Source organism: Longimicrobiaceae bacterium (genome assembly GCA_035696245.1).
Classification (GTDB): Bacteria; Gemmatimonadota; Gemmatimonadetes; order Longimicrobiales; family Longimicrobiaceae; genus DASRQW01.
In genome coordinates this window covers 1-22,871 of the sequence record DASRQW010000493.1, presented here as the reverse complement: position 1 = coordinate 22,871, position 22,871 = coordinate 1, and the positions used below count along the sequence as shown (strand labels likewise).

Genomic DNA, 22,871 nt, shown 5'->3' with positions numbered 1-22,871 from the left:
CTCCCGCGCCGTCCGCACGAAAACGCTCGACGGCGAGCATCGATGCTGCGGCGGCACCGGCTGGCTCGGCGATCTCGTACCGGTCCAGTGATGATTCGGCGCGCGCGGTCGACATTGGCGGTGTCCGTAGAAAATGCTTCCTTCCCGCCGCCGCCTCGCCTACATCTACACTCCACGCCACGCCTCATTCCGCTCACCAACCCGCATGCACATCGAGCCCACTATCGCCATCCGAGCCTACGAAGTCGAAGACGCCGATGCGCTGTTCGAGGCCGCCGTGGAGTCCATCGACAGCATGTATCCGTGGATGCCGTGGTGCACGCCCGCGTACACGCCGGAAGAGGCGCGCGCGTGGGTGCAGATGCAGGTGAACGCGTTCCGCTCGCGCGCGCAGTTCGAGTTCGTCATCGTCGGCCGCGACGGGCGGTTCCTGGGTGCCTGTGGGCTGAACGACATCGACGGGGCGAACCGCCGCGCGAACCTCGGCTACTGGGTGCGAGCGTCGGCGGTGGGACGTGGGATCGCCTCCACTGCTACGCGCCTCCTCGTGCGCTGGGCGTTCGAGCAGACGGACTTCGAGCGGCTGGAGGTGGTGGTCGCTGCGGGGAACGAGCGCAGCCTGGCCGTAGCCGCGAAGGCCGGCGCCACGCGCGAGGGGCTGCTGCGGAATCGCCTCATCCTCCACGCCCAGGTGCACGACGCGGTGATGCACTCGTTCGTCCGCGGGCGCGACGGGTGAGCGGAGTTGTATGGTGAAGGGGCGCCGAGGGAGCACGCGGCGACGGCAGGAAGCGAGGGAGCGGAGGCTACGGCGGGGACTATCGGCACGCCAAGTTGGTTCGCCGTGAACGTCGGAGCGTTGGATCGGAGATCACGGCGGTTGCATCCCCCTGGCGCGTACACTCTCGGCGACGAAGGCAGAACGGCTGCGCAGACTGCTGCCGGAAGATCGCTGTGATTTCGGGGGATGCGGTCCAGGCGGGGAGGGCGGATGCGATAAATCGCACCCCTACAACGACATGCGAAGAAGGCTGCCGATGCTCGGGCAGCCTTTCTCGCTTTTGATCGCTTCCCGAGTCTATTGCCGGCCGGCCACGGCTTTCGCGGGCGCGGCGCGGGTCGATCCCGTTCGCGCACCGGTGGCGCTCGCCGTGGTGTTCGTGCGGCGGCGCGCCGTCGTGTCCGCGGAGGCCGCGGCGCGGGCCGGGGCGCGGACGCCCGAGCCGCGGATGACGGCGCTGCCGATGTGGAGGCCGACCACGGGGAGCTGCGTGGGCAGCATGGCCTCGATGGTGGCGACGCGCAGCGGATCGGCCTTGAGGTTCACGTCGGTGAAGCGGACGGTGTCGCCCAGGATCACGCCGAAGTCGCCCGTGATGCGCGTTCCCGGCGCCTGCACCCGCGCGTGCTGCGCGAGGAAGAGCAGCCCCTCGGGCCGCGACTCCACCTTGAGCGTCAGGGCGCCCGTGGCGGTGCGCGGGAAGCGCGGGTAGATCCAGCGCAGGTCGCCGAACGACACCTGCTTGCTCACGAAGAGGATGTCGTACAGGATGTCCGCGCCGTTGGGCGGGAAGCGCACCACGCCGGCGGTGGAGAGCTGCGAGTGCGCCAGGTCCACCCGCGGCGCGTCGAACTCCACGTGATCCGAGAGAAGCGCGAGGCGCCCGGTCACGCGCTTGATGGCGAAGGTGTCGCGGAACACCTGCGCCCGCCCGCCCAGCGAGTCGATGTGGAAGAACGAGCCCGCCTCCGTGCCCGGTGCGAACCGGATGCCGGCGAGGCGGCCGTTGAGCCCCACGAAGTTCATCGCACGCGTGTAGCCGCCGCGCGCCCGCTTCACCGGCGTCAGCGCGGAGTCCGACAGCACGTCCGCGATCTGGGCGCGGCGGGCGCGCGGGGAGAGGCCCTTGGTGGGCGTCCACGGGATCACCAGGTGGGCGTCCACGTTCACCAGGCGCACGCTGTCCAGCAGCGTCACGCGGTCCACCCTGTCGGTGGTGTCGGGCACCGTGGTGTCGGCGAAGATCGCCTGATAGTTCCACAGGGAGTCGCCCGGCATCTTGCTGGCGTACACGCGCCCGTTGTACAGCACCGCCTTGCGGATCACGATGCGCGGGCTGAGCAGCGTGCGCACGTCGTACGTCAGGTCGGCGCTGTCGGCCAGCACGAAAGGCTGCTTCTTCAGGTCGCGTAGCTGCACGTCGTACAGCCGCGCGCCGGTGAGCAGGTTTCCGCTGATGCGGCCCACCGTGAGCGTGCCCTGCACGCTCTTGCCCAGGGCGCGCAGGGTGAGGTTGAGGATCTTCTTGTGGCCGTAGTTCGTCCGGGAGCCCACCAGGACCACGGCGATCCCCAGGACCACCCCGATGAGGAGCCCCGCGACCGCCCACACGGAGCGGCGCAGCCACGGCGACTGCCTGGCCACGCCGCCTCAGTCCGCTGCCGGCCGGCCCACCTTGGGGCGCGGCTGCGGCTGCGGGGGAATGCCGCTCTCCGGCACGATCTCGCGCGTGAGCACCAGCGGCGTGCGCTGCAGGAACACGCGGGCGATGTAGAACGCCACCGCGCCCACGGCCAGACCCGCGCCCAGGGCCGGGACCTGGTCCTTGAGCGGCAGCCTGCGTCGGTAGTCGAACGTGGCCATCTGGCGCTACTCCGTGGGATCGGTGAAGACGGCCTGGAGCGCCCCGGCGCCCACCCCGTCGGCCGGGCGGCCGCGGCGGAAGTAAGCGTGGCGGCCGGTGGGCACGAAGTCGCCCACGTCGTCGAAGTACATGTACTGCGTGACGCCGATGGCGGCGCGGTCCAGCCGCAGCACGTTGAACGAGTTCTTCTCCCGCTCGCGCGCCCGCCCGCGCCGCGACGTGGACGTTCCGCTCTGCACGATCAGGATGCCGTGCTCGCGGTCCTCGCCGGCGTACACGTCCAGCGAGTTGCCGATGTAGCTGCGGTGCAGGTGCCCGCCCATCACCACGTCCACGCGCATGCGGGTGAAGGCGTCGAGCGCACGCTTGGCCTTGGGCATCACGTCGCCGCCCTCGAAGTCCGGCGGCGGCGCGAAGTGATGGTGCGCCACCACGATGCGCAGCACGTCGTCCGGCACGCCCTCGAACGCCTCGCGGGCCAAGTCCAGCTGCCAGCGGCTGATGCGGCCGTTCACCAGCGCGCGCCTGGGCGCCGTGGAGTTGAGCGCCACGATCACCGCCTCGGGCAGCCGCAAGACGCTGTCCAGCTCCTCGCTGATGTGCTCCTTGTACAGCGCGTAGGGCGAGAAGAAGCGCTCCCACACGCGGTACATGGCGATGTCGTGGTTCCCGGGCGTCACCACCAACGGCACCGGCGGGAAGCGGTCCAGGAACTCGCGCGCGGCGGCGAACTGCGCCGGCTTCGCCCGCTGCGTGTAGTCGCCGCTCGCGACAACCGCGTCCGGCCGGAGGCGCTGCGCGAACTTCAGGACCGCCTCGCCCACCTTGGGAACGAACGGCGGGCCGAAGTGGATGTCCGAGACGTGGAGGAGCGTGATCAAGCCGGGACCGTGGGCGTTCTCTGGCGAATGGCGGACGGACCCGCCGTGTCCATGCTACTTGCGTACCACGTGAACCGTTCGGCGTTTCGGGAGATGAACAGCCGGGCACTCGGCCAGTCAGCCCGTTTCGAGATGGTGCGTCGCCGCCGCATCGCCCGGGCGGCTAAAGCCGCGGGCTACGACGGCACGAAGCCCGCCTGCGCGGGCTGCTGCCGTAGCACCATCGCGCGCCGGAATCTACCATGGCAACCGTTCGCCAGCCGTGCCGACGATGCTGCTCGACCCACCCCTCCCGCAGCGCGCAGCGCGAGTCCGCCACCGATCCGGCAGCGCGGACGCTACCGTAGACCGCGGAGTTCCCAGCATGCTCCGCCGCCGTTCCTTCCCCCGCTTGCGGGGGAGGGCAGGCGAGTTTTACGAGCCGGGTGAGGGCCGCAGCCCCGGAAACGGCAGATCCGCCCGCGCGTTCAGGTCCAGCCCCGCCGTCTCGCCGCGCTCGTGGTGGAAGAGCGCGGCGCGGGCGATCATGGCGCCGTTGTCCGTCGCCAGCCGGGGCGATGGATGGTACAGCTCGCCGCCGGGGCCGAGGCGGCGCTTCAGCTCGTCGCGCAGGGCGCGGCTGTTGGCGACGCCGCCGCCGAGGACGACGCGCGTGCACCGCGTCTCCTTCACGGCCCGCATCGTCTTCGTCGCGAGCACATCCACCACGGCATCCTGGAACGCCGCGGCGAGGTGAGGCACCTCGGGCGCGAGGTCGATCCCCTGCCCTTCCAGGTCGCGCACCTTCACCCGCAGCGCCGTCTTCAGTCCGCTGAAGGACATGTCGTAGAAGTCGCGCTCGCCCGGCCGCTGCGCTCGGGTGAGCAGCGGCCGCGGCAGGCGGTGCCGCTTCGGGTCGCCGTCCGCCGCCGCGCGCTGGATGGCCGGGCCGCCGGGGTACGGCAGACCCAGGATCTTCGCCGCCTTGTCGAACGCCTCGCCGCTCGCGTCGTCGCGCGTGGCGCCCAGCAGGTGGTACTCGCCCCACGCGGGCACCCACAGCAGCATGGTGTGCCCGCCGGAGACGAGCAGGCCGATGAACGGCGGCTTCGCGGCCGGGTGCTCCAGCTGCGCGGCGAACAGGTGCGCCTCCATGTGGTGCACGCCCACGACGGGCTTCCCCGCCGCCCACGCCGCCGCCTTCGCCCACGCCACGCCCACCAAGAGGGCGCCGATCAGCCCCGGCCCGGCCGTCACGCCCACGACGGCGACGTCGTCCAGCGTCACGCCCGCCTCGCGCAGCGCACCCGCGACCACGTCGTCCACCGTGCGCAGGTGCGCGCGCGACGCCAGCTCCGGCACCACGCCGCCGTACAGCCGGTGTACGTCCTGCGTGAAGATCACGTGCCCCAGCAGCTCCGTCTCGCCCCGCAGCACGGCGGCCGACGTCTCGTCGCACGAGCTCTCGATGCCCAGCACCAGCGGCGCCGTGCTCACGGCCGTTCCCTCGCCGAATCGATCCGCGCGGGCCGGACGGGAGATGCTGGGGCGGCCGAATCGCGCCGCACGATCGGGAGATGCGCGGAGTCCGACGGATTCGCGATCTGCGAATCTCCCGCCGCGGAGCCGATCGGAAGGCTCGCGCGTGCGCCCGCGTACGCGGTGTCCGCCCGCGACTCCCCGGCCGGCACTGGTCCGGTCCGCGTGCCGGACGGATGCCCCGCCAGGGGGCGGACGTCGAGCCGCACCACGGCGGGGTTCACCGCCTCGGGACGGACGAGGCGCGGGTCGGCGGCCAGGCGCTCGGGCAGGCGAACCATCTGCGGAGAGAGGCGGTAGAGGCCGCTGCCCCCCACCTCGTGGACCTCCATCACCAGCGCGGGCGGGCGCAGGCCCAGGTTCCACAGTTCGTGCCGCGGCCCCGCGAAGCGCACGCGGACGGTGGACGGCACGGGCTCGCCCACCAGCTCGTAGCCGGGGTCGCGCACCACCGCCTCCACGCGCACGGGCAGCCACCACGACGCGTCCTGCTCGGCGCTGGCCACGGCCCATAGAACCACGGCCATCGCCAGGGCGGCCAGCTTCAGCTCCCAGTTCGCCGCCAGGCGCCGGAACGAGAGGCGGCCGCTCACTCCTTCAGCAGCCGGCGGACGAGGTCGACCTTGTCGGGCGTGTCCCACTCCGTCGCCCCGATCACCTTCTTCACGATGCTGCCGTCGCGGTCGATCACGAACGACTCCGGCACACCGGTCGTGCGATACAGGCGGCTCGTCTCGCCCTCGGGATCGAGCCAGACCGGGAAGGTGAGCCCGAACTGCCGCACGAACGCCCCCACGTCGCCGCCCGGATGCTCCGCGCTGCCGGCCGACGCGCCCGTGGCGTCGATGCTGACCGCGACCACGTGCAGCCCCTCCGGCGCGAGCTTCGTGTAGAGGCGCTGCATGGAGGGCATCTCCTCGCGGCACGGTCCGCACCACGTGGCCCACACGTTCAGCAGCACCACCTGCCCGCGCAGATCGGAAAGCTTCACCTGCCGCCCCTGCATGTCGCGCACGGCGAAGTCGGGCGCAGGGCTGCCCACGTCCACCGGCACGAAGCGGCCGCGCATCGTCCACCCCGCTCCGATGAGCGCGGCGAGCACGAGCACGATGGCTCCCACGATGATCCACTGCCTGCGCGATTCCGCCATCTGTCTCGTCCGTCTTCCGTAGATGTAGAGCCCGCCGCCAGCTACTTCGCCGGAGGCGGGGCCGTCGGTGCCGCCGCGACCGGCACGGGCGGCTGCGACGAGTCCGCCGGCACCGGCACGGCCTGGATGGGCGCGCTGCCCGAGACCGTCACCCCCACCGATCCGCCCTGGCGGATGCTGTCGCCCGCCTCGGGCCGCTGCGACGCCACGCTGCCCAGCGGCGCGGCCGACGCGGGGTCGTACTGCACGCGGCCCAGCTCCAGCCCGGATTCGTCCAGCTTCGCCGCGGCCGCGTCCAGCGGCAGGCCCAGGATGCTGGGGGCGAGGATCTTGGGCGGGCCGGCGCTCACCGTCAGGTCCGCGAACGCGGGCAGCGGCACCTCGGCCCCGGCGGCGGGGCGGATCGCCAGCACCCTGCCTTCGTACGCGGGGTTCACGACGCGGACGATGCGGACCGTGAAGCCGAACTTCCGGAGCAGCGCCGTGGCGTCGTCCACGTCCATCCCGTCGATGGACGGAACGCGACGCTTCACGGGGCCCGCGCTGAGGATGACGTGCACCGCCCCGCCGCGCGTGACCTCCTGCCCCGGCATGGGCTCCTGCGCCAGCACGGCGCCCGCGGGGATCCGCGGGTTCGGGAGCGCGGTGCCGCGCGCGATCACCAGGCCCAGGTGGTCCGTCATCCCCCGCGCCTCGGCATACGGACGGCCGCGCAGGTCGGGCACCGTGACGATCGCGTCGCGCCCGAAGCCGGGGAAGAAGAGCAGCGTCACGGCCAGGTAGCCGAGCACGAAGCTTCCGGCGATGACCGCCAGGATGAGCTTCGCGATACGCCCGCGGCGGCTGCCGGACGCCGCCGGGACGCGCAGGGCGGATGCCGCGGGGCGTGGACGCCTCACCGTCTCCGGCTTCACGCCGTCCTCCGCAGGCGCGCGGCGAAGGCACCGTCCACGCCCTGCCGCTGCGGCAGCACCGAGAGGCGGCCCGCGTCGTCCAGCAGCTCCGCATCCACCGCATCGTTCGGGGGTTCGATGGAGAACTCGGGGTGACGGCCGAGAAAGGCGTCGATCTGCACCTCGTTCTCCTCCCCTTCCAGCGAGCACGTGGAGTACACCAGCAGCCCGCCGCCGCGCACCAGCGGCGCCGCGGCGTCCAGCAGCTCCGCCTGGAGCTTCGCCAGCGCATCCAGATCGCCCTCGCCCACGCGCCAGCGGCCGTCCGGGTGGCGGCGGAAGGTGCCGGTGCCCGTGCACGGCGCGTCCAGCAGCACCGCGTCCGCCGGGCGGAAGGCGGGGTTTCGAGCGTCGGAGACGACGGCGCGCACCCGGTGCGCGGCGTCCAGCCGCCGCGCGTTCTCGCGCACGCGCGCCAGGCGGCGGTACGAGTTGTCCGCCGCGACGACGTGGTCCGCGGTGGACGCGAGGCCGAACGCCTTGCCGCCCGGCGCCGCGCACAGGTCGAGCACCGTCGCGCCCGCGGGCACCGCGGCGTAGCGCACGACGAGCGCCGCGGCGGGGTCCTGCACCACCGCGGGGACCGCGGCCAGCGCGTCGGCGGCGCTCGCAGGCGGCAGCACGCGCAACGAATCGGGCGAGAAGGCGACCGGCTCCGCGCCGATTCCCGCCGCCGCGAGCCGTTCCACCGCCTCCGCCACGGAGATGCCGAGCGGGCGCAGGTACAGCTCCGGACGCGTGTTGTCCGCATCCACCAGCGAGCGCGTGGCCTCCGCGCCCCATCTGCCGATCCACCGGTCGACCAGCCAGCGCGGGTGCGAGCCCCAGGTGGACAGGTAGTCGCCCGGGGCCTGCTCCGCGTCGGGTACGGGGATGGTGTCGCCGCGGCGCTGGAGGTTCTGGAGCACGCCGTTCACCAGCCCCGCCGCCTTGGGCGAGCCCGCGATGCGCACGAGATCGACCGACTGCGAGATGGCGGCGTAGGCCGGGACGCCGCCCATCTCCAGGAGCTGGTAGGCGCCCAGGCGCAGCACGTCCAGCACGTCCGGCTCCAGCGCCGCCGTGCCGCCCTTCACCAGCCCGCCGAGCAGGTGGTCCAGCCGCCCGCGCAGGCGGAATGTGCCGTACACCAGCTCCTGGGTGAAGCCGTGGTCGCGCGGGTCCAGGCGCCCGGTGGCCTGGTCGAGCGCGCGGTCTGCCAGCTCGCCTGCGCGAACGCGGCGCAGCACGTCCAGCGCGGCGCGGCGCGAGGGGGTGACCCGTCCGTTCACGAGCGCGGCTTCCGGCTCAATCCAGCATCCCGCGGCGGGGGCTGCTGGGCACCGCGCGCTCGCGGCGCGGCATGCGGCCGGCCAGGTACGCCAGCCGCCCGGCCTCGGTCGCCAGAGCCATGGCGCGCGCCATTCGCACCGGCTCCTGCGCCTCGGCCAGCGCGGTGTTCATCAGGATGCCGTCCACGCCCTGCTCCATCGTGACCGCCGCGTCCGACGCCGTGCCCACGCCGGCATCGACGATCACGGGCACCTTCAGGCGCGACTTGATCGTGCGGATGTTGAACGGGTTGACCAGCCCCAATCCGCTGCCGATGGGCGAGGCGAGCGGCATCACCGCCGCGCAGCCCGCGTCCTCCAGCCGCAGCGCGGTGATGAGGTCGTCGTTGGTGTAGGCGAGGACCTTGAAGCCGTCCGCCACCAGCTCCCGCGCGGCCTTCAGCGTCGCCTCGGCGTCCGGCAGCAGCGTCTCCTGGTCGCCGATCACCTCCAGCTTCACCCAGTCGGTGAAGCCGGCGGCGCGCGCCAGGCGCGAGTAGCGGATCGCGTCCTCGGCCGTGTAGCAGCCGGCGGTGTTGGGGAGCAGCAGGTAGCGCTCGGGGTCCAGGTGGAAGAGGACGCCCTCCTCCTTGGTTCGGTCCAGGTCCACGCGGCGCACGGCCACGGTCACCACCTCGGCACCGCTGGCCTCGATGGCCTGCACCATCTGCTCGTTGTCGCGGTACTTGCCCGTGCCCACCAGCAGCCGCGAGCGCATGGTGCGCCCCGCGATCACCAGCGGCTCGTCGCCCGCGTCCACCTCCGGCACCATCGCGATCTCGGTCATCTATCCCTCCGTGCGGCCCGCGCCGCGTTGCACGTCTCTTCCATCCGTCCGCCGCGGCGGCCCGGTCACTTCATCGCCCCGCATCTCCCGAACACATCGGTAGATGCAGTGCTTCTCGTCGTCCCACATCTCGCAAAACCCGGCTCGTCTCCATCGACGTCATACATCTTCACTGTAGATGCGCGGCACCTCAGCCGATCGGTAGATGCGCGGCGTCTCCGCCGATCAGCCGCCGCCGACGAAGTGCACCAGCTCCAGCGAGTCGCCGGCGTCGACGGACGTGGATTCCAGCGCGTCGCGGCGCAGGATCTCGCCGTTGCGCTCGACGACGACCATCCGCGGATGGAGGTCTAGGTGGCCGAGCAGCCCGGCGACCGTGAGGCCGGCGGGGATGTCGCGAAGGTCGCCGTTGATGCGGACGGGGACCAGGGTATCGTTCGGCATTGGTGCTCCTGAAAGGGCCCTCACCCGGCTCGCAAGGCTCGCCTGCCCTCCCCCGCAAGCGGGGGAAGGCACGCCATTGGCGCCGCCGAGGCATGGTATGAGTCGAGCGTTGCCCCTCGCCCCTGCTGCGCTGGCGACTCGCGCTGCGCGCTGCGGATGGGCGGGTCGAGCAGCGCCGCCGCATGGTCGAAGGTCGCTGCCGCGACTTCCTCAAACACCGCGAAGCAGCCCGGATGTGTAGGGGTGCGATTCATCGCATCCGACGCCCTTCCGCATGCGCAGGAGCCAGGCGCCGCACCGAACTCCCCACCGCGCCGTTAGTCCGCGAAGGCGGACTTTGCGCAGTCGTTGCCGCGGTTTCAACCGCCAGGCAGAAGCTGCCTGCGAACCGGCCTCTCGTCGCAGCGGAAGCGCCCCCTCCCGCTCGCTTAGGCTCGCACCCTCCCCCGCAAGCGGGAGAGGGTTGGGGCTTCGCTGCGTGCCCGAACCTCATCACCGATGGAAGCCTCGGGGTTAGTCCCCGTAGGCCGACTTTGCGCAGTCGTTGCTGCGGGTTCAACCGCCAGGCAGCCTCGCCAGGTACTTCCGAACCGCCTCCCCCTCGTCCGCCGCATCCCAGATGCCGCGGATCGCGGCGATGCCCGTGGCTTCCGCGGCGAGCACGGCCGGCACGCGCTCCGGCGTGATGCCGCCGATGGCGATCAGCGGGACGGCGAAGGGCGCGAGACGGGAGATGGCTTGCAGGCCATCCGCCGGCTTCCCGGAATGCGACGCGGTCTGGTACACCGTACCGGCGAGAAAGAAGTCCGGCCGTGCATCCACCGCCGCTTCCGCCTCGGCCGCGGAGTGGACGGAGACGCCGAGCAGCCGCGCATCTCCCACCAGCCGCCGTGCATCTCCCGGAAGCAGCCCGCGCGCGCCGATCTGCACGCCGTGCGCGCCGGCCGCGAGCGCCACGTCCACGCGGTCGTTCACGATCAGGGTCGCGCCCGCATCGTTCGCGGCGGCGGCGAGGGAAGATGCGAGGCGGTGCATCTCCCGTCCGCTCGCCGCGGGGCCGCGCAGGTGGAGCGCGAGGCGCGGGCCACCCGCTTCGATCACCCTCCGCGCGGCGGAGAGGAAGTCCGGGCGCGCGAGGACCGCGTCGTCGGTGACGGCGTGGAGCGGGGGGACGGGCCTAGGCGGCGTCTCCAAAGCGCTCCCCGGCGGCGACGCCGCGGCCGCGCACCCACTCGCCCGCGCCCATGCGGCGCTTGCCCGGCGGCTGCACCTCGCGCACGCGCACCGCGCCCTCGCCCGTGGCGACCAGCACGCCGGCCTCCGCGTCGGCCTCGATCACCGTCCCCGGCTCCGCATCTCCCGAAGACGATTCGACGCGGGGGCGGAAGAGCTTGACCGGGCCCTTGGCTCCGAGCGTGCTCCACGCGCCGGGCACGTCGTCCATGCCGCGCATCCACAGCGCGACCTCGGCCGCGGTGCGCGTCCAGTCGATGCGCGCCGTCTCGCGGTTCAGCTTGGGTGCGTACGTGGCGAGGGCGAGGTCCTGCGGGATCTCCTGGACCTCGCCGTCCTCCAGCATCGCCAGCGTCTCCACCAGCGCCTCGGCCCCGATCTCCGCCAGGCGCGCGGCAAGCTCGCTCGACGACTCGTCCTCGCGGATGGGCTCCTCCACGCGCAGCAGCATGGGGCCGCTGTCCAGCCCCGCCTCCATGCGCATGATGGTGACGCCGGACTGCTCGTGCCCGCGCAGGATGGCCCACTGGATGGGCGCCGCGCCGCGCAGCTCCGGCAGCAGCGAAGCGTGGATGTTGAGCGACCCCAGCCGCGGCAGCGCCAGCACCTCGGGCTTCAGGATCTGCCCGTACGCCACGACGACCGAGACGTCCGGCTGGAGCGCGCGGACCTGCGCCATGAACTCGTCGCCGCGCGCCTTCTCCGGCTGCAGCACGGGGATGCCCTCGGCGATGGCGTCCTGCTTCACGGGGGACATGTGCACGCCGCGCCCGCGACCGGCCGGCCGGTCGGGCTGCGTGACGACGCCCACCACGTCGTGCCCCTCCTCGCCCAGCGCGCGCAGGGCGGGGATGGAGAACTCCGGCGTCCCCCAGAAGAGCACCCTCACGTGCGCTTCTTCCACTTCTTGAGCAGCATGTTCCGCTTCAAGGGGCCGAGATGGTCGATGAACAGCACGCCGTCCAGGTGGTCGACCTCGTGCTGGAGGCAGCGCGCCAGCAGCTCGCCGGCCTCCATCCGCACGGGCTTGCCCGCGCGGTCCAGGCCCTCGACCACGATCTCGGCCGGCCGGTCCACCACGCCGGAGATGCCGGGGATGCTCAGGCAGCCCTCCTCGCCCTTCTCGCGCCGCTCGCTCTTCTCCACGATGCGCGGGTTGAGGAGCACGAAGGGCTCGCTGCCCTCCTCCTTCACGTCCACCACGATCACGCGCCGCGACACGCCGATCTGCGGCGCGGCCAGGCCGATGCCGCCCGCGTCGTACATCGTCTCGAACATGTCGTCGATCAGCCTGTCCAGCTCGGCATCCGGGCCGGGCACCTCGTCGGCGCGGCGCCGGAGGACGTCCTCGCCCAGCTCCGCGATCTTCAGCTTTGCCATCGTCGGAATATCTCCCGTGCTACTTCTTCGCGGCGGCCGGGCCGCCCGTGCGCCGCGCGATCCGCTCGCGCTCCACGGCCACCACGGCCTGCCCGGTGCGCACCGTGACCACGTCGTCGCGCACGCTCACCACCTCACCGATCAGGCCGCCCAGCGTGACCACCTGGTCGCCCTTGGACAGCGACGAGACCATCTTCCGGTGCGCCTTCCGCTGCCGCGCCTGGGGCACGAAGACGAGCAGGTAGAAGATGGCCACCATGATCACGAGCGGCACCACCGAGACCCACGCGGAGCCGCCGCCGCCCACCTGAAGCATCATTGCCGAAGCCACGCTCGTTCTCTTTCGCTGGGGTCAGCGCGCCGCGGCGGTCGCCCGCGCGGCGCGGAAGCGGGCCAGCCACTCGGCGCTCCAGCCGGTGAACTCGCCGCTCTTGATCTTCTCGCGCGCCGTCTCCGCCAGGCGCACCAGGAAGCGCAGGTTGTGGATGGAGAGCAGCCGCATGCTCAGCCCTTCGCCCGCGATGAATAGGTGCCGCAGGTACGCCCGCGTGTAGGTGCGGCAGGTGTAGCAGTCGCAGTCCGGGTCCAGCGGCCCCGCGTCGCCGCGGAAGCGGGCGCCCTTGATGTTGACCTGGCCTTCGCTCTCCACCCACACGGCGCCGTTGCGCCCGTTCCGCGTGGGCGCCACGCAGTCGAACATGTCCACCCCGCGCCCGATGGCCTCCAGCAGGTCGTCCGGGTAGCCCACGCCCATCAGGTAGCGCGGCAGCGCGGGCGGAAGCTCCGGCTGCAGCGCCTCGAGCATGGAGTACATCACCGGCTTGGGCTCGCCGACGGAGAGGCCGCCGATGGCGATCCCGTGCCAGTCGCCCGCGGAGACCGTCGCGCGCGCTGAGGCCACGCGCAGGTCCGGGTGCGCCCCTCCCTGCACGATGGGGAAGAGCGTCTGCACCGGCCCGTCCGGATCCTCGGCCGGCAGCTCGGCGAAGCGCTTACGGCAGCGCTCCAGCCAGCGCAGCGTGCGCTCGTACGCCTCGGTGGCGAGGGCGTGGCTGGCCTGGCCGGGAGGGCACTGGTCGAACGCCATGATGACGTCGGCGCCCAGCGCGCGCTCGATCTCCATCACCCGCTCGGGGGTGAACAGGTGCCGCGAGCCGTCGATGTGGCTCTGGAAGGTCACCCCCTCCTCTTCGATCGTGTTGATGTCGGAGAGGGAGAAGACCTGGAAGCCGCCCGAATCGGTGAGGATGGGCCGGTCCCAGTTCTGGAACTTGTGGAGGCCGCCCATCTCCCGCACCAGCTCGTGGCCGGGGCGCAGGTACAGGTGGTACGTGTTGCCCAGGATGATCTGCGCGCCCAGCCCCTTGGTCTCCTCGGGGGTGAGCGTCTTCACCGTGGCCTGCGTGCCCACCGGCATGAACACCGGCGTGCGCACCTCGCCGTGCGGCAGCGTGAGGGTGCCGGCGCGCGCCGCGCCTTCCGTGGCCTCGATCTCGAACTCGAACAGCGTGCCCGCCCCTTGCTTCGGATGTTGCGACAGCGATGCCGGCACCCACCACGCGATGCTGGATGCGGAGATGCCCGGGTAAACCGGTATTCTGACGGAAGCAAGGGGATAAATCAAGCGCCGGAAGGAACAACGGGACGCGCGGAGATGCGGGAACGGCGGCAGGATGGGTTTTCTGGCGAGACGCGTTCGCCGTGCTCCCGTCCAGACGAGAGGGGGAGTCCCGAGCCGATGCGTTCCGTGCCCGCGCTCTGCGGCTACACCTCGGATCGGGCGAAGAGCGCCGCCGTGAGCTGCTGCCGGAGGTTCATCCGCTCCGCCACGATGCGCTTCTTCAGCTCCACCTCGGTCGCCCCGTCTGGCGAGTCGGCGAGCTTGAGGCAGTCGATCGACAGCACGGCGAACTCGTTCCAGACCGTGGAACGCTCCTGTTCGGAGAGGAACGGCTCCAGCCCGTAGAACGCCACCTCCATGTTCCGCGAGGCATCCGCGACGCCGGGGCGGTTCTGCGCCGTGGCGGAGCTGGATGCCATCGTGGCCGCCTGCATGAACTCGCGGTACGCCTGCTGGCGCGGGCCGTACGACAGCTCGTACTTCTTGAGCTGAACGCCCGCCGCCGCCTGCTGCTGTTGCTGCCAGCATCCGCTGGCCACCGCCGCGACGGCCACCGCGGTGGAGAGCATGGGGATCACGAAGGTCTGCACGCGCTTGAAGTGCTCGTCCGCCGCGTCCACGGCGGCTTTTCGCAGCCGGTCGATGTGCTCCAGGCCCCAGTCCAGCAGCTCTACGGACGTGACCGGCGCGTCGGGCGCGGTGCGGAACTGGTTGCGGAAGAAATCTTCCGGCGTCAGGGCCGCGATGATCTCCTTGCGCTCCTTCTCCTCCTTCTCGCGCAGCCACCGGGGAAGCCGCTTGTTCTGCATCATCTCGGTCTTCCACGCCTCCAGCCGCGGCGCGGGAAGACGCTTCCGGAACAGCTCCGGGCGCGCGTGCACAAGCGCCTCGGCCGCGGCCCGGTTCGGCAGGCCCACGCGGTGCATGATCCCCAGATACGACATGGCGGGGTTCTCGTCGTTGCACGACAGGACCCAGATCGCCGCCAGGCGGCCGTACTCCTCGACGGCTTCGAAGGTCTCCGTCTTCGGGGCTGCGTTGCGCCGGAAGAACGACATGTCACCTCGCGCATGGTCGGGTGGGCACACGAGACGAATCCGAACCTCCGAGGAGGATGATCGATCGACCGGCCGGTGAGCAAGAGCTTTGAGCATGCCGGCCGTTCGGTCGGAGAGACCGGGCGAGTAGATGCGGGGGCCGGAAAGTGGTGCGGAAAGGCGTGCCTGTGCTTCCAGCGGATCAGCTCGCCGGGATCGGTGGATGACGGACGCGGTGATGATGCCTATCCGTCGGAGCTGTCGTGCTCGGCAGGTGGCGCGGCGCCCCACGCCGGGCGGAAGTGGACATGCATGCGGAGGGTGAAGGGCACGTTCTCGCCGTCGCGCCGGGCGGGCGTGAACTGCACCTCCCGGAGCGCGTCGCGGGCGGCGGCGGCGAAGAGCGGGCGGTGCTCTTCCGGCACGGGCGGCGCCTGGATCACGTGGCCCTCCACGACGCGTACCATGTGGACGTCCGTGTCCGGCCCGGGCTCCACGGCGGCCACGCGCTCCACCTCGCCGTCGGAGCCGAGCGCCACGTCCACCAGCACCTCGGCGGCGGTCTCGGTGCCGCGCAGCTCGGCGGGATAGTGCGCACGGAGGCTGTCGTGCAGCTCTGCGGGGCTCACCACGCCGGGCAGAACGTCCACGCCCGTCGTCTCCCGCAGCTGCTCGCGCGTCATCCGGTTCACCCGCCGGTCCGGCACCGGAACGTCTCGCGGTCCATCCATCGCCGCCTCACCGCTGAAGGTCTCCGCCAATCTTCCCCCGCCGCCCCCGCCGACCGAATCAACGCCCCGACGATCCTCATCTCGTCTGCGTCTCAGCCTCCCCGCATCCTCCGCCAATCGGCACCCCGACATCTACCGACAACCGCCGTCCCCGCCCAACCGCACGGCGACGCGTCACCCCGCGGGCGCCAGCAACTCGCGGAGCAGCGCGGATGCGGCGGCGTAGATGCCGGGCGACTCGCTCTCGCGCGGGCCGGCGACGTTCAACGTCCGCACGCGGTATACCTGCATCCGGCGGCGAAAGGCGCCCACGTCCGCCGGCGAGCCCACGTGCCACAGGTAGAGCGGCTTTCCCAGCCGCCGCACGGTCGCCACGGTGAGGTCCGTCCCCGCGCTCGCCGCATCGGATACCAGGACCGCCGTCCCGTCCGCATCCCGCACGTTCCACTCCGTCCGCTGCGCAGCGTCGGCCGACGGCGTCTCACGAAGCGGATAGCGCGGGTCGATGGGTCCATCTTCCGCCAGGCGTCCGGCCGGGCACCAGCCGCCGACTCCGTATCCGAGCTCCATCGCCACGTCCAGCGCCGCGCGGTCCACGCCCGTCTGCCCGCCGGAGACGATGACGCGGGCGTGCACCGGCAGCACCGCTTCCATCAGCCGGCCATCTACAGGTGGAAGCTGGTGAGGAGGCGCTTCTCGGCCTCGCCTTCGATATGGGCTTCCACCTCTACGTAGGGCTCCAGGCCGCTGCCCTTCAGCTTCTCGCGGAAGAGCTGGTCCAGCTGGAAGACGCCGGCGGAGTTGGACATCTCGATGCGCAGGCGCACCGGCTTGGCCGTGCCCGCCTCGATGGTCACGCCCTCGATGGCCGCGGCGGAGATGGAGTGGATGCTGGTGGAGCCCTGTGCGAACGGGATGCGCGAGCGGCCCTTGGCCATGTCCAGCGCATCGGCCACGCGCACCACGCCGGCCTCCACGGTGAGCGGCTTGCCGCCGGAGCGGTGGGCGATGATGGCGTGCAGAACCTCGCTGCGCAGCACGGTGGCGGTGGGCACATCGTACAGCTCCGCCAGCAGCTCCTTGATCTTCCCCTGCGCCACGAAGAGCGAGAAGCCCTCGTGGTCGCTGCGGTGGATGGACATGCCCGTGTCGTGCAGCAGCGCGGCGAGGATCACCACCACCTCGGCGTCGTCGTTCCCCATGCCGTAGTTGGTGACCACGCCGGGCGCCACGCCGTGCTCGGTGAGCACGCGCAGCAGCTTGACGGCGATGTTCATCACGATCTTCACGTGCACGGGGCCGTGGTCGGTCATCCCCAGCCGCTCCACGGCGTTCACGTTGGCCGCCAGCCACAGCGCGTACAGCTCCTCGTCCGCGTTGATCAGCCCGATCAGCTTCTCCACCTTCTTGTTGCCGCGGCTGGGCACGTTCAGCGTGAGGCGGTTGGCGAACCGCTCGGCCACGGTGCGCCCGAACTCCGCGCGATATTCTTCCGGTGTAAGCACTTCCGACATTCCGTCCGTCTCCCGTTCTGGTCCGTTCTCGTCCTTCGTCCGTCTCTTCGTACCCCACGGCGCGCGATCCGCCCGCCCGTCAGTGCCGGATCAGTGCCACCACGACCTCCAGCAGGATGAGCAGCAGGATGGCCGTCTCCATCCACTCCGCCCGCGTGGCGACGGCCTCGTCGTACAGAGCCGTGTAGGTGTCGCGGATCAGCGACAGCTTGCGGTCTATGGAGCCCGTCCAGAAGCGCATGCGGAACTGCTCCAATGCGGCGCCGTACACGCGCGCCAGGTACACGTCGTCGGTGACCTTGATGGCGTTGTCCACCTTCTCGGTGATCTGCGTGACCTCGGCCACCAGGCCGCGCATCTGGTTGGCGGCGCTGGCGAAGCGGTTCTGGCGCAGCGCGGTGCGGCGGCGCACGGCGGCGGCCAGCCGGTACATGCGCGGCAGCTCGCGGTCCAGCAGCGCGTCGTAGTAGCGCAGCTCCAGCAGCTGCGCGTTGGCGACCTCCAGCACGTCCGAGACGTCGTCGTCCGGCTGCGGCTCCACCACCAGCGCGCGCTCCCAGCTCAGCACCACCAGGTCGTCCTCGTAGTACGACAGCGCGTGGCGCAGCACGTCGCGGCGGGCGGCCTCGCTGAGCGGCCGGGCGTCGTGCGTGAGGAGCGGGACGAGGTCCACGGCCGTGGCCAGCGCCGACGCGCGCACCGGCGCCCGGAGGTCGCGCACGGTGACGATGGCGTAGTCCTCCTCCATGCGCGTGGGCGTGGGCTGGTCGAGCGCGGGCGCCAGCGCGCGGAGCAGGTCGTCCAGCGCCGTGCGCCAGAACGGAAGCGCCGCCGCCTCGCGCTCGGCCTCGCGCGCGAAGGTCTCGAAGCGCGGCCACTCCATCGCGTGCGGCAGCGCCACCTCGATGGAGAGCGACACGATGCCGAAGGCGTGGATCCGTGCCGTCGCCCGCGTCTCCGCTCGTTCGCCCCGCACGTCCAGCGCGCTCGCCAGCAGGTCGGTGACCACGGGCGGATCGTCGAAGGCGATGGCCTTGGGCTCCACGCGCGACAGGCGGATGCGCGCCACCGACGCGCGCCCGGCCAGCAGCTTCTCCACCGCCGCCAGGTCCACCTCTTCCGCCACGTCGAAGATGCGGATCACGCGCACCGTCGCCGCGCGCACGATCACCAACGCGGCGGCCGCGGTGTCGGGCGCGATTGGGGGCTGATCGGTGCTCGCCTGCTCGGAATCCGGCATCGGGAGATGTGTGGTGGATAGCGGAAGGGCGCCCCCTCCCCGCCTCGCTCGGGCTCGACGACCCTCCCCCACGACAGCGTGGGAGAGGGTTGGCGGAGCATCGTCGTGCGTCGCAGCTTCAGCCCGGCTATCTCTCGCAGTTAGTCCGCGAAGGCGGACTTTGCGCAGGTGTTGCCGCGGTTTCAACCGCCAGCCCTGCCCCTGCGAATCCCTTGCCTACTCCGCGACTTCCATCATCCGCGCACCGGCGTCGAGCGGATCGGCCGGTAGATGCGCATCTACCGAATCGCCCGATGGTAGATGCTGCGCGAGGAACCGGGCGGCTTCGGACTCGGCCCAGAAGTCCGGGCGCCACGGGCTGCCGGCGATGAAGCCGACGTGGCCGCCGTGGTCGGTGATGGCGGCGGCGACGTGCGGATTCGCGCGGATCGCGTCGCGGGGGATGGCGCTCGCGGGGAGGAACGGGTCGTCCGCGGAGTGCAGGATGAGCGTGGGCACCCGAACGGCGGCGACGAAGCGGGCGGAGCTGGACTGCGCGTAGTAGTGGTCCGCGCCGGTGAAGCCGTGCAGCCGCGCCGTCGCCGCATCGTCGAAATCGCGGAAGCTGCGTGCGGCGCGCACCCGGCCCGCGTCGCACGTGCCGTCCATCATCCCGCCCTTGGCGTCGAACTTGTCGCGCAACGAGCGCAGGAAGACGGACGTGTAGAAGCGTCCCACCGCGCTGGCCTCCAGGTGGTCCGCGCCCGCCGAGAGGTCGAACGGGACCGAGACGGCGACCGCGGCCCGGACTCGGCCGCGCGCATCCTCGCCACGCTCGCCGAGATACTTGAGCAGCACGTTGGCGCCCAGCGAGAAGCCGGCGGCGCCGATGGGCGCCGCTGGAAAACGCTCGGCTAGGAGGTCGAGCACGAGCGCGAGGTCCGCCGTGTCGCCCGCGTGGTAGAAGCGCGCGGTGCGGTTGGGCTCGCCGCTGCACGAGCGGAAGTTCATCGCCACGCCGCGAATCCCCCGCTCAGCGAGCTGGCGGCACGTCTCGACCACGTAGGCCGACGCGCCGCTGCCCTCCAGCCCGTGGATGACGACGGCCAGCGGCGAATGCGGCCCGGCGCCCGGCACGTCCGCGAAGTCGAGGTCGATGAAGTCGCCGTCCGGCGTCTCCACGCGCTCGCGGCGGAATGCGGGCGCGGGCATGTGCCGCAGGAAGCGGCCCGCGACCGTCTGCGCGTGGGCGCCGCGAAGCCACCAGGCGGGCTGGAACGGGCGGGGCGTGAAGGAGATGTGGGTCATTGGGCTTCCCGTGTGTCCGCCAGCCGCATGCCCCCGCGGCGTCACCGGCGGAAGATCGTCCGCGCGCAGAGGTGCGACAAGCCCGCCGCGTCTCGGCTTGGCGTCGAAAGCGCAACCGTGCTTCGCCCCAATCCGGACGAAGAGGATGCGCATCTTCCTGTCGTCGGAGGGCCGTCGGCCGGCGCAGCCTCTTCCCCGCCGCCATGGCGGCGGCGATATTCCCGGCACCCTCTCCGGCGCGCCGATCCCTGGCGCGCCAACGACGCGACCCGGCCCCCCCTCCCCGACCGTGTGGCTTCTCCCCGTCTTCTCGCAGGTATCCGCGCTCGCGCTGCGCGTCTTCTACCGCTTCGAGGCGGGAGGCCAGCGCGTGCCGGAGCGCGGACCGGCGTTGCTGGTGGCGAACCACCCGAACTCGCTGCTCGACCCGGCGATGGTCGTGTCCGTCGCGCGGCGGCCGGTGCGGTTCCTGGCGAAGGCGCCGCTCTTCACCGACGCGCTCGTGGGCTGGCTGATCCGCGGCTCCGGCTCCATCCCCGTGTACCGCAAGACCGACGATCCCGCGGCGATGGGCCAGAACGAGAACACCTTCCGCGCCGTGCACGACGCACTGGCGGCGGGCGCCGCAGTCGGCATCTTCCCCGAGGGCACCAGCCACAGCGAGCCCGCGCTCGTGCCGCTCAAGACGGGCGCCGCGCGCATCGCCCTGGGCGCGGCGCAGCTGCTGGGCGGCGCGTTCCCCATCGTCCCCGTCGGCCTCTCGCTTCCGGAGAAGGAGACGTTCCGCTCCGACGCGTTCGCGCTCGTCGGCAGCTTGGTCGAGTGGGACGACCTGGCGCACGCGGGTGAAGATGACGTAGATGCGGTGCGCGAGCTGACCCGCCGCATCGACGAGGCGCTGCACGACGTCACCGTCAACCTCGCCCGCTGGGAAGACGCGCCGCTCGTGGAGACGGCCGAGGCCGTATTCGCCGCCGAGCACGCGGCCGATCCCTCGCCCGCGCGCCGCGTCGCCGGCATCCGCGAGATCACCGGGCGGCTGGCGGACCTGCGCGCCCGCGGCGGCGGGGACTGGACCGACCTCGCGCGCGACGTGCGTGCGCACGGGCGGCTGCTGCGCGTGCTGGGCATGCGGCCGGACCAGCTCGCCGGGCCGGACGCGAAGGTCGCCGCCGCGTGGGTCTTCCGGCAGCTCGCGTTCTTCCTGCTGGGCGCGCCGGCCGCCGCGATCGGCATCGTCCTCTTCTACCTGCCGTACCGCCTCACCGGCGTCGCGGAGGCACGCGCGAGGCCGGAGCGCGACGTGCGCGCCACGTACAAGCTGCTGATGGGCGGCATCTTCCACGTCGCGTGGACGCTGCTGCTGGCCGGGCTCGCCGCGTGGCGCTGGGGCTGGATCGCCGGCCTCGCCGCTCTCGTGGCGCTCCCCGCCGTCGCCTTCGTCACCGTGCTCGTCGCGGACCGCTGGGAGCGCGCCACGGGCGAGGCGAGGCGCTTTTTCCTGCGCGCCCGCCGCCGCGAGACCATCCTCGCGCTCCGCCAGCGCCAGCGCGACCTGGCCGTGCGCATCGGCGCGCTTCGCGAACACGCCACCGCCTGACGCGCGAGGGCCCGCCCGCCGCGCATCTCCCGGCCGCACAGCATCCCCCCCGACTTCCCCGATCCGAGAGGACCGCGCATGAAGCTGGAGAACGACATCCCGCCCGCCGAGGCGCTGCCGGAAACGCCTCATCGCCCGCCGCACGTCATCACCCGGCGCGCGGTGGCGGGCTGGTGGCTCTACGACCTGGCGAACACCATCTTCAGCATGGGTGTGATCTCGGTGTACTTCTCGCTCTGGGTGCGCGAGCAGGTGGGCCCCCAGCGTGCGGACGCGTCGTACGGCGTGATCACCGGCATCTCCATGGCGTTCATCTTCGTGCTGTCGCCGCTGCTGGGCGCCATGACCGACCGCGCGCGGCGCCGCATGCCGTTCCTGGTGGTGAGCACGCTGGTGTGCGTCTTCTTCACGGCGCTGCTCGCGCGGGCCGGGTTCACGCTCACCGCCGTCTTCTTCATCGTCGCCAACATCGCCTACCAGGCCGGCCTCCAGTTCTACGACGCGCTGCTGCCCGAGGTGAGCACCGAGGAGACGCGCGGCAAGATCGGCGGCATCGGCGTGGGGCTGGGCTACCTGGGCTCGTTCGTGGCCCTCGGGCTGGGCTACCTGCTGCGCGACCAGCCGAAGCCGGTGCTCTTCACCGCCATCGGCGGCGCCTTCCTGCTCTTCGCCCTGCCCTGCTTCTTCTGGATGCGCGAGCGCGGCAACCCCAACCCGCGCCCCATCACCCCGGCCATGGCGGTGGAGTCCACGCGCGAGACCATCCGCACGCTGCGCTCGGGCGGGCGCTACCCGGGGCTGCTGCGGTTCCTCGTGGGCCGCATCTTCTACACGGACTCCATCAACACCGTGATCAGCATCATGGTGCTGTACACGGTGAACGTGGCCGTCAGCACCGGCCTCAGCGAGGCCGACGGGCAGGCGAAAGCGCCCAAGATCATGGCCGTCGCCATCGCCTTCGCCATCGTGGGCGGCTTCTTCTGGGGATGGATGACGGACCGCCTGGGCCCCAAGCGCACGCTCACCGCGGTGCTGCTCTGCTGGATGGCGATCTTCGCCGGGGCGGGCGCGGTGGGCATCCTGGGCCTGCCGCTGTGGACGCTCTTCCTGGTCGCCGCCGCCGCGGGCTTCTGCTTGGGCGGCGTGTGGGCGGCGGACCGGCCGTACATGCTGCGCCTGACCCCACCCGCGCGCATCGGCGAGTTCTACGGCCTGTACGGCATGGTCGGCCGCTTCTCCGCCATCACCGGCCCGCTCGTGTGGGCCGCGACGACGTGGTTCACCATCCAGCGCCTGGGCATGAAGCCCGCCGTAGGCCAGGGCATCTCCGTCCTCGTCCTGATGCTGATGATCTTCGCCGCCTACTTCATCCTCCGCCCCGTGAACGACGCCCCCCGCAAGTGGGAAGGCCCCGACCTGGCCTAATCGGTCCAGGGCAACGTGAGATGCCCACCGAACCGCGGATTCCGATCCGCGGTCCGCTTCGCATCCACCCTACGACGCAAGTCTTTCCGCTACCGTGATCCAGCTCCCCTCCCCC

Annotated in this window: 24 protein-coding genes; 3 read left to right on the top strand and 21 right to left on the bottom strand. The window is 71.8% G+C overall.

The window, feature by feature from the left end:
• Positions 1-205: 205 nt before the first annotated feature.
• Positions 206-739, top strand: a complete 534-nt coding sequence (locus VFE05_22130) for a GNAT family N-acetyltransferase (GenBank protein ID HET6232790.1) — start codon at positions 206-208, stop codon at positions 737-739.
• Between the two features lie 339 nt (positions 740-1,078).
• On the opposite strand, the gene VFE05_22125 is transcribed toward VFE05_22130, so the two are convergent.
• The 21 genes from VFE05_22125 to VFE05_22025 form a co-directional block, all read right to left on the bottom strand.
• On the bottom strand, positions 1,079-2,425 hold the full coding sequence (locus VFE05_22125; GenBank protein HET6232789.1) for a hypothetical protein: 1,347 nt from the start codon (positions 2,423-2,425) through the stop codon (positions 1,079-1,081).
• Between the two features lie 6 nt (positions 2,426-2,431).
• Positions 2,432-2,644, bottom strand: a complete 213-nt coding sequence (locus VFE05_22120; protein HET6232788.1) for a hypothetical protein — start codon at positions 2,642-2,644, stop codon at positions 2,432-2,434.
• A gap of 6 nt (positions 2,645-2,650) precedes the next feature.
• A complete protein-coding gene (locus VFE05_22115) occupies positions 2,651-3,526 on the bottom strand; it encodes a metallophosphoesterase family protein (protein ID HET6232787.1) in 876 nt (291 codons plus the stop codon).
• A gap of 414 nt (positions 3,527-3,940) precedes the next feature.
• Positions 3,941-5,002 carry a tRNA (adenosine(37)-N6)-threonylcarbamoyltransferase complex transferase subunit TsaD gene (gene tsaD / locus VFE05_22110; protein HET6232786.1) on the bottom strand — a complete coding sequence of 354 codons (1,062 nt, stop codon included), beginning with the start codon at positions 5,000-5,002 and terminating at the stop codon, positions 3,941-3,943.
• Positions 4,999-5,637 (bottom strand): hypothetical protein, encoded by a 639-nt coding sequence (locus tag VFE05_22105; GenBank protein ID HET6232785.1) that lies wholly within the window; start codon positions 5,635-5,637, stop codon positions 4,999-5,001. The genes tsaD and VFE05_22105 overlap by 4 nt, the downstream gene beginning before the upstream one ends.
• A complete protein-coding gene (locus tag VFE05_22100) occupies positions 5,634-6,194 on the bottom strand; it encodes a redoxin domain-containing protein (GenBank protein HET6232784.1) in 561 nt (186 codons plus the stop codon). The genes VFE05_22105 and VFE05_22100 overlap by 4 nt, the downstream gene beginning before the upstream one ends.
• Before the next feature lie 41 nt (positions 6,195-6,235).
• On the bottom strand, positions 6,236-7,093 hold the full coding sequence (locus VFE05_22095) for a PASTA domain-containing protein (GenBank protein ID HET6232783.1): 858 nt from the start codon (positions 7,091-7,093) through the stop codon (positions 6,236-6,238).
• 11 nt (positions 7,094-7,104) lie between these two features.
• Positions 7,105-8,418 carry a 16S rRNA (cytosine(967)-C(5))-methyltransferase RsmB gene (rsmB, locus tag VFE05_22090; protein HET6232782.1) on the bottom strand — a complete coding sequence of 438 codons (1,314 nt, stop codon included), beginning with the start codon at positions 8,416-8,418 and terminating at the stop codon, positions 7,105-7,107.
• Positions 8,419-8,434: 16 nt separating this feature from the next.
• Positions 8,435-9,244, bottom strand: a complete 810-nt coding sequence (locus tag VFE05_22085) for a thiazole synthase (GenBank protein ID HET6232781.1) — start codon at positions 9,242-9,244, stop codon at positions 8,435-8,437.
• Positions 9,245-9,469: 225 nt separating this feature from the next.
• Positions 9,470-9,688, bottom strand: coding sequence for a sulfur carrier protein ThiS (gene thiS / locus VFE05_22080; protein ID HET6232780.1), 219 nt, complete (start codon positions 9,686-9,688; stop codon positions 9,470-9,472).
• A gap of 555 nt (positions 9,689-10,243) precedes the next feature.
• Entirely contained in the window at positions 10,244-10,882 is a 639-nt protein-coding gene (locus tag VFE05_22075) for a thiamine phosphate synthase (GenBank protein ID HET6232779.1), read from the bottom strand.
• Positions 10,866-11,810, bottom strand: a complete 945-nt coding sequence (gene fmt / locus VFE05_22070; protein ID HET6232778.1) for a methionyl-tRNA formyltransferase — start codon at positions 11,808-11,810, stop codon at positions 10,866-10,868. Before fmt ends, VFE05_22075 begins: the two co-directional genes overlap by 17 nt.
• Positions 11,807-12,301, bottom strand: a complete 495-nt coding sequence (def, locus tag VFE05_22065) for a peptide deformylase (GenBank protein HET6232777.1) — start codon at positions 12,299-12,301, stop codon at positions 11,807-11,809. Before def ends, fmt begins: the two co-directional genes overlap by 4 nt.
• Positions 12,302-12,320: 19 nt before the next feature.
• A complete protein-coding gene (gene yajC / locus VFE05_22060; GenBank protein ID HET6232776.1) occupies positions 12,321-12,632 on the bottom strand; it encodes a preprotein translocase subunit YajC in 312 nt (103 codons plus the stop codon).
• A 21-nt stretch (positions 12,633-12,653) separates the two neighbouring features.
• On the bottom strand, positions 12,654-13,853 hold the full coding sequence (gene tgt / locus VFE05_22055; protein HET6232775.1) for a tRNA guanosine(34) transglycosylase Tgt: 1,200 nt from the start codon (positions 13,851-13,853) through the stop codon (positions 12,654-12,656).
• Between the two features lie 212 nt (positions 13,854-14,065).
• Positions 14,066-14,980 (bottom strand): hypothetical protein, encoded by a 915-nt coding sequence (locus VFE05_22050; protein HET6232774.1) that lies wholly within the window; start codon positions 14,978-14,980, stop codon positions 14,066-14,068.
• A 224-nt stretch (positions 14,981-15,204) separates the two neighbouring features.
• Complete coding sequence (locus VFE05_22045) at positions 15,205-15,690, bottom strand: hypothetical protein (GenBank protein HET6232773.1); 486 nt, start codon at positions 15,688-15,690, stop codon at positions 15,205-15,207.
• Between the two features lie 174 nt (positions 15,691-15,864).
• Entirely contained in the window at positions 15,865-16,344 is a 480-nt protein-coding gene (locus VFE05_22040) for a putative molybdenum carrier protein (GenBank protein HET6232772.1), read from the bottom strand.
• 11 nt (positions 16,345-16,355) lie between these two features.
• On the bottom strand, positions 16,356-17,204 hold the full coding sequence (locus VFE05_22035; protein ID HET6232771.1) for an HD domain-containing protein: 849 nt from the start codon (positions 17,202-17,204) through the stop codon (positions 16,356-16,358).
• A gap of 79 nt (positions 17,205-17,283) precedes the next feature.
• Positions 17,284-18,444: a hypothetical protein gene (locus tag VFE05_22030; GenBank protein HET6232770.1), complete on the bottom strand. Its 1,161-nt coding sequence runs from the start codon at positions 18,442-18,444 to the stop codon at positions 17,284-17,286.
• A 216-nt stretch (positions 18,445-18,660) separates the two neighbouring features.
• Complete coding sequence (locus tag VFE05_22025) at positions 18,661-19,731, bottom strand: hydrolase (protein HET6232769.1); 1,071 nt, start codon at positions 19,729-19,731, stop codon at positions 18,661-18,663.
• 289 nt (positions 19,732-20,020) lie between these two features.
• On the opposite strand from VFE05_22025, the gene VFE05_22020 reads away from it, so the two are divergent.
• Positions 20,021-21,331 (top strand): 1-acyl-sn-glycerol-3-phosphate acyltransferase, encoded by a 1,311-nt coding sequence (locus VFE05_22020; GenBank protein ID HET6232768.1) that lies wholly within the window; start codon positions 20,021-20,023, stop codon positions 21,329-21,331.
• Between the two features lie 78 nt (positions 21,332-21,409).
• Complete coding sequence (locus tag VFE05_22015; protein HET6232767.1) at positions 21,410-22,756, top strand: MFS transporter; 1,347 nt, start codon at positions 21,410-21,412, stop codon at positions 22,754-22,756.
• Positions 22,757-22,871: the final 115 nt, after the last annotated feature.